The sequence below is a fragment of the Moorena sp. SIO3B2 genome, from assembly GCF_010692525.1.
In the GTDB taxonomy this organism is placed as follows: Bacteria; Cyanobacteriota; Cyanobacteriia; order Cyanobacteriales; family Coleofasciculaceae; genus Moorena; species Moorena producens.
Map to the genome: position 1 here is coordinate 1 of NZ_JAAHHE010000334.1, position 6532 is coordinate 6532.

Genomic DNA, 6532 nt, shown 5'->3' on the forward strand with positions numbered 1-6532 from the left:
GTTTCAAGTCGAACCTACTACACCAGTTGCTCTACTGCCCCCCGTACCGACAATGGCAACAAAATCACTAGCGGATTCGTCAACCATCCTGACTTATGATTGGTCGCTCTACTTAGTGACTCGAACACTATGACGCTACACTCCAGACTCTATCGCTATTGTTGGCTAGGATTACTAGTGATGATTCTGCCACTTTCCGCTTGTGCTAGTGATCCTTCCCCTGAGCAGCAATTGGAACAAAACCAGGAACGTTGGGAAACTCAAAAGCTAGATAACTACCGGTATAGATTGCAGGTAAGTTGCTATTGTATTGGTGAAGTAACTCAGCCAGTTGTGGTAGAAATCCGTAATGGTGAAACGACTTCCATTGTTGCTGCTGATAGCGGCAAACCAGTTAATCGGAAATTTTTTAATACCTATGATTCGGTCTCGAAGCTTTTCGATGTTGTCCAAAAGGCTATTGATCAGGATTATTATAAGCTTGATGTTACCTACGATCCTACTTTAGGTTATCCAACTCAAATCGATATGGACTTCAGAGCAGAGATGGCGGATGATGAAAGAACTTTGACTATTGGGAATTTGGAAGAATTAAAGTAAGGTGGGCAAAGTAATATTATTTATAATAATCCAAATAATTAAACTGTTTTTGTTCACCATAAAAACTCCCTGCTCCCTGCTCCCTGCTCCCTAAAACCCATAAATTTGTACATCACAAGTCGTATAATTGCTATATAATGAAAATTACACCATTACTGACACCTATTGTGGTAGGTTGTATAGTTACAGCTGCTCCGGTAGCGTTGGCGGATAGTCCCTTAACTAGTACTCCTTTTGCTAAGGCATATAAAGATGTTGATATGATTACATATGCCTCGGTTTATGGACTTGATGATAAGGTTTTCAAAAACCTAAGCAATCCCAATATTACCCATGATGTGCGAGCAGCGATTATCAACCAACTTGGGTTTTCTGTTGAACCAAGCCAGAGGGCTAATCAGTATCTTGAGTATATTGCTCGCAGCCGTAGTCAGCAGCCATCAGCGATTACCCTTGAGATGTTAACGGCAGCAGAAGCCCTAGCGCTAGGCTATTTACTAGCCATGGATGACCCAACTTTGGAGAGTGCTGTTGCAGTAAGCAATCGCTCTAGATCAAGCAGTAGTCTGGGACAAGTTCAGCGAGCTAATGCTCTATTATTATTGGATGCAGCAGTTGTGAAGGATCCTGAAGATTTCTCTATTGCTTTCATCCGTAGCCTTGTTAAGGCACAACAGTCATTACGGGCAGGGATTGGGAATTGGTGTGCGGTTTACCAGAATGTTTTTTCGGTATTAAAGGACTTTCCCCGTCAACGAAACATGCGCCCTCAAGCGATTGATATGGTTAACGATTATATTAGAGGCTACCGGAACTATTGTAATAGTCGGTCTATTTCTCGTTGACATGGGATTTGGAATGCGTGCGCAAAAGCCTATGGAGTTTCTAGTCTAGAATCGATGCGATCGCAAAAGCCAATTCTGGCTCTAGTCTACAAGAGAGCGATCGCAAAACCCTCCCTGCTCCCTGCTCCCTGCTCCCTGCTCCCTGCTCCCTACTCCCTACTCCCTATTCCTTTCCTACAACCAAATCCCACAGCACATCAATACCTCTGCCCACATAGTCTGAATCCTGGTGTTGTTCAATCCATTCAATCACAGTGGGGATAATATCATTGGATGTTTTGCCCAATTGGCTCAAGGCATAGGCTGCCATTCCAGGCACATCAAATGTATTATCCTTTAGTAGTTCTAGTAGAGCCTTGACTACGGTGTCTGAGCTGTTGCCCAATTGAACCAAGGCATCGGCTGCCGTTATACGCACATCAGAGCGATTATCCTGAAGCAGTTCTAGTAGGCGCTTGACTACGGTGTCTGAGCTGTTGCCCAATTCACCCAAGGCATTCGCTGCCCTCCAACGCACATCAGAGTCATTATCCTCAAGCAGTGCTAGGAGGGCGTTGACTACGGTGTCTGAGCTGTTGCCCAATTCACCCAAAGCATCGGCTGCCCTCATACGCACAACAGTACAGTGATTATGCTTAAGCAGTGCTAGTAGGCTTTTGACTAGGGTTTCTGAGCTGTTGCCCAATTTAACCAAGACATCGGCTGCGGTTCTACGCACATCAGAGTCATCATGCTCAAGCAGTTCTAGTAGGCCGTTGACTAGGGTTTCTGAGTTGTTGCCGAATTCACCCAAGACATCGCCTACCGTTATACATACATCTTTGTCATTATCCTGAAGCAGTTCTAGTAGGCTTTTGACTAGGGTTTCTGAGCTGTTGCCCAATTTAAGCAAGGCTTCGGCTGCCGTTATACGGACAAAAGAGTCATCATGCTCAAGCCATTCTAGTAGGGCGTTGACTATGTTTTCTGAGCTGTTGCCCAAATTGCCCAAGGCATCAGCTGCCATCGTACGCACATCTTTGTCATTATCCTGAAGCAGTGCTAGTAGGGGGTTGACTACGGTGTCTGAGCTGTTGCCCAAATTGCCCAAGGCTCTAGCTGCGGTTCTACGCACATCAGAGTCATCATGCTCAAGCAGTTCTAGTAGGCCGTTGACTAAGGTTTCTGAGCTATTGCCCAATTTACCCAAGGCATCGGCTGCCCTCCAACGCACAGCAGAGTCATTATCCTTTAGTCGTTCTAGTAGAGCCTTGACTACGGTGTCTGAGCTGTTGCCCAATTCACCCAAGGCATCAGCCGCCCTCCTACGCACAGTAGAGTAATTATCCTTTAGTCGTTCTAGCCATATGTCAATTACCTGATTTTTTTCCCCTAATTCAGCTCGATAGTTCAGCAATCGTTTCTCATCAATTAAATCAGATTGCTTCTTCAACAATTCCAATACCGGTGCTTGAAAATCAGTTTCATACAAACTGCAAATTATTTGATAAACCTGCTTGCGAATATTATAACCAACCCGCTTATATTTACTTACCTCCAACTCAACCAAACCCTCTAAAATCTGTTGCACTAACTCACGATCAGCACCCCGTAAATTCTTCGGATTTTCCGCCAAACAACTACCAGCAAACAACAAATCCCGATGCAACCACTGCTCATAGTTACTCTTATTAGTCAAAACTGCCTTAATCGCCCTCGCCGCTTTCTTCGGTTTTTGTTGTGCTATTAGTAATAGTAATACTTCGCGCCAGTGGGAGTCATGTAAATGCTCCCGAATGTGATTCAAAACAATATCGAAATCTCCCTCATTATCCGCCTGATAGTTAATTTCCTGGGCACACAAATATTCCTGAAAGGTCTTATGGACAAACCCATAACAATCTTGTCCCTGCTCATTCAACAAACCGGTGCGCTCCCTAATCAACTCCACAAACCGTTTGGCCTCTTCCTTGGCCTGATACAACTGCACGTGCTTCAAAGTCTTAATCTGCTGACTCAACTGATAAATCAACTCATCCCGGTCAATTAAGGTGCCACTTTCGTTATCTTCAACATTTGCCTGGGTATGAATCCAATAAGCCAACCATTCCATCAACCGGGGTAAATCATCCAAACCCAAATAGGTCAACCACTTATCACTACTTAACTCTTTATTGGCATCCCAAGAGGTTAATAAAGTCTCCACCGCCTTGTCATAAAGCTTATGGCGCTCCTTGGGCAATACTGCTTGATACCGATGAATCAACGCAATAATTGTCAACAATAACGGATTTCGTGCCAACAGCTTAATCCGGTCATTATCATCGAGAGCTTTTCGTAAAGTCTGCTTACGCCTTTCCGCTTCTGCTTGGTCTTTAAACCTACTACTATACCAGTTATCAAGAAATTCCAAAATTTTCTGGTCATCAAAGGGTTCAATTTGATAGTGGAGAAAGTCTTCAGTGCGGAAAAAGTCCCGTCGATAACCAGCGGGGCGAGATGTAATAATCGCCCGATTTATGTCAAACTGTCCTAAAAAATTATTGATGCGTCTGACCACATCATTCCGTTTAGCGCCTTCTGCTACTTCATCCAAACCATCCAGCAATATCAACGCCCTACCATCAGACAACCAATGGTCAAAAAATCCCTCTGGTAAGAGTTTGACTGCCATGGTTTTTTCAGCAAACATCCGGGCATAGTCGATCAGGCTTTTATCTGGATGTCTCGCCAAGTCTCGTATCCTAATTAAAATCGGTAGCCAGTCAGTATCACGATCTAACCCTAAATCTTTATAATTTTTATGAGCTAACATTACGGAAAAATAACTCATCAAAGTGGTTTTACCGGAGCCTGGCGCACCTAATATCACTACTCGTATCGACTGATTTTGACTAAATAACTTATCAGCCAAAAATTTCCTAGGAGTTGTCTTTTCCAACAGCACCTTTTCTGCTTTTTCACCACTTACCTCTGGTAACCGCTCCAATTCCAAATCCCTAGCAGTTGCCACCTCCTCCACCACATCTGGCCTTACAAAAATCTGGGCTAATTTCTCCGATTTTTCTACCTCTTGCCCAGCCACAGCCATGCCAGCAAATTTAACATGGTCAAACCAGTGAGCTAACTGGTTACAATAATCCTGTTTAGCTACCTGAAATTTTAGATAAGTAGCAGTATGCTGAAAATAAGCATTAACAAAGGTCTTTATCCAATCCTGTAGACTTGCTTTTTGATTTAGTTTAATCTTGTTGGCTTCAGCTTGCTTTTGAAATAGTCTGACTAAAAAATCACATTCTGGATTTCCTTGATTAAGTAAGGGTTTGGTTAATTCCGCCACAACCGCCGAATTAGTAAAATAGTCGCGCAAAAAATTAGAATTTTTAACTTTATTCAATGCATCCAGAGGAGCTTGAACAAATAAACGCTGTTGACTATCGAGTTTTTTGTCCGATTGATCAACCGCTTTGGCTCCAGCTTTGATAGCTTTTTCGATATCGCTTTTCGTCAGAAATTGCGCTATACCCTTTCCTACTTTGGTCACAGCTAACAAAGATGACGCTATTTTCGGTATTTCTAAAATAGCCGAAAGTGATAAGGGATCCATAATTGATATTTACTTAGGTTTAATTAGTTTAATTGTAATAGCAATTCATAGTCCCAACTGATTTAGAGCATCCCCACACTGAACTAACGCTTGATCTGAATTTGGTTCAATTGCCAGAGCTTGATTGTAGTTCTTAATTGATTCCTCTAACCGCCCTATGCTCTTTAAAGCATTACCTCGATTAATCAGCATCTGACTCAATAAAGTTGCTTGATCAAGTCCCAATTCTTGGTAAATCTGGATTGCTTTATCATAAGAAGCTATGGAGTGCTCATACTGCTTGAGGCAATATAAGGCTCCACCCAAACTACTTAAAGAAGTTAATTCTCCGTAGCGGTCACCAATCTCATGTTGAATTTGTAAACCCTGTTGAAGATAGTTAATCGCTTCTCGATATTGGCCTAAGGATCGATAAGCATTACCCAAGCTACTTAAACAATCTGCCTCACCCTTGCGATTGGCCGTAGGCCACGCTACGCGATTGCCGATTTCTCGTTGCCTTTGTAAAGCCTGTTGAAAATAGTCAATCTTTTCGTCAGCAGTTCTAGCACTACCAACATTGATTTGGTCTTGCCCTGGTTGGATTACATTATCAGAGAAACCGTTAGCTCCTATATCAACAGAAAACTCAAAAACACCTGCGCTCCAATCATAGAAATCGGGAGCACGGCGAATAAAGTATTTAATAGCAAACGCTGGCAAAACAAAAACGAAGCACAGAGTTTTGAAATGATCTCGAAATAGCTCTCGCCGTTGGTTTAAGTGGCTCAAGATGGTAGGAACAGTATCAAGATTGTAGTAATCCCCGTCTCCCCGATATCCTGGCTTGATATAAGCTTCTAAAGATTTTTCGAGACCTTGAATGAAGAGAATACTCAATTGATCGCGGTCTAGAATATTTTTAACACGATCATAAAGATTATCAATGGGCTCGGTTAATGTTAAGGTTGCTATTTGCTTCTGGGGTAAATCCTGATGCACTCGCCCAATGATCCGCTTAGCCTCGGCTGGAGGACATTGCATGAACACAATCCCAAATCCCCTCCGTCGCTTCAGCGATCGCAAAAAGGCTTGGTAAATCTCTTCCCGAGAGGGAGGAGTATCGTTAGATGAGTTAGCAAGACTCATAAAGCTCTCACCTTGGCAAGTACATCTTGAAATCTTGGAATCCCTTCGATTAGTGGATGAACGTTACACCAAATCTGTAGGTTATCGTTTTCATCATAATAGCGGTATTCCAAGAGGCAGCGACTCAACAACAGACGTAAGTGATCAACATCATTATATGCCTGCTTGAGATGACATGCTCGTGCTAAAATTTCCCATTCACTCTCCTGTACAGTCTTCTGATAAGTCTCTCGTGTTTCTTCAATCGCTCGCTTTGCTGCTTTTTTAGTAATCGGTAGTTCATCTGTCCAGTCAATCGCTTTCTGGATTAATTGCATCAAGTTTCGGACATGTCCACCACTCATTAGACAAAGATTCTTTAAGGTCTCACCGT

The 6532-nt window shown here is 42.8% G+C and carries 4 protein-coding genes and 1 pseudogene; 2 read left to right on the plus strand and 3 right to left on the minus strand.

Translation table 11 applies throughout. The features are described 5' to 3' along the window. Positions 1 to 180: 180 nt before the first annotated feature. Both F6K38_RS32810 and F6K38_RS32815 read left to right on the plus strand, forming a co-directional pair. Positions 181 to 600 (plus strand): DUF6174 domain-containing protein, encoded by a 420-nt coding sequence (locus F6K38_RS32810; RefSeq protein ID WP_008183904.1) that lies wholly within the window; start codon positions 181 to 183, stop codon positions 598 to 600. A gap of 137 nt (positions 601 to 737) precedes the next feature. Further along, positions 738 to 1445, plus strand: a complete 708-nt coding sequence (locus F6K38_RS32815; RefSeq protein WP_008183902.1) for a hypothetical protein — start codon at positions 738 to 740, stop codon at positions 1443 to 1445. Between the two features lie 163 nt (positions 1446 to 1608). Here the strand turns inward: F6K38_RS32815 and F6K38_RS32820 are convergent, their stop codons facing one another. The 3 genes and pseudogenes from F6K38_RS32820 to F6K38_RS32830 all read right to left on the minus strand — a co-directional run. Beyond that, entirely contained in the window at positions 1609 to 5031 is a 3423-nt protein-coding gene (locus F6K38_RS32820) for a HEAT repeat domain-containing protein (RefSeq protein WP_287359275.1), read from the minus strand. 45 nt (positions 5032 to 5076) lie between these two features. Next, positions 5077 to 6159 carry a tetratricopeptide repeat protein gene (locus tag F6K38_RS32825; RefSeq protein ID WP_287359277.1) on the minus strand — a complete coding sequence of 361 codons (1083 nt, stop codon included), beginning with the start codon at positions 6157 to 6159 and terminating at the stop codon, positions 5077 to 5079. Continuing rightward, a pseudogene (locus tag F6K38_RS32830) lies at positions 6156 to 6532 on the minus strand (ATP-binding protein); the annotation flags it as partial. The gene F6K38_RS32825 and the pseudogene F6K38_RS32830, both read right to left, overlap by 4 nt.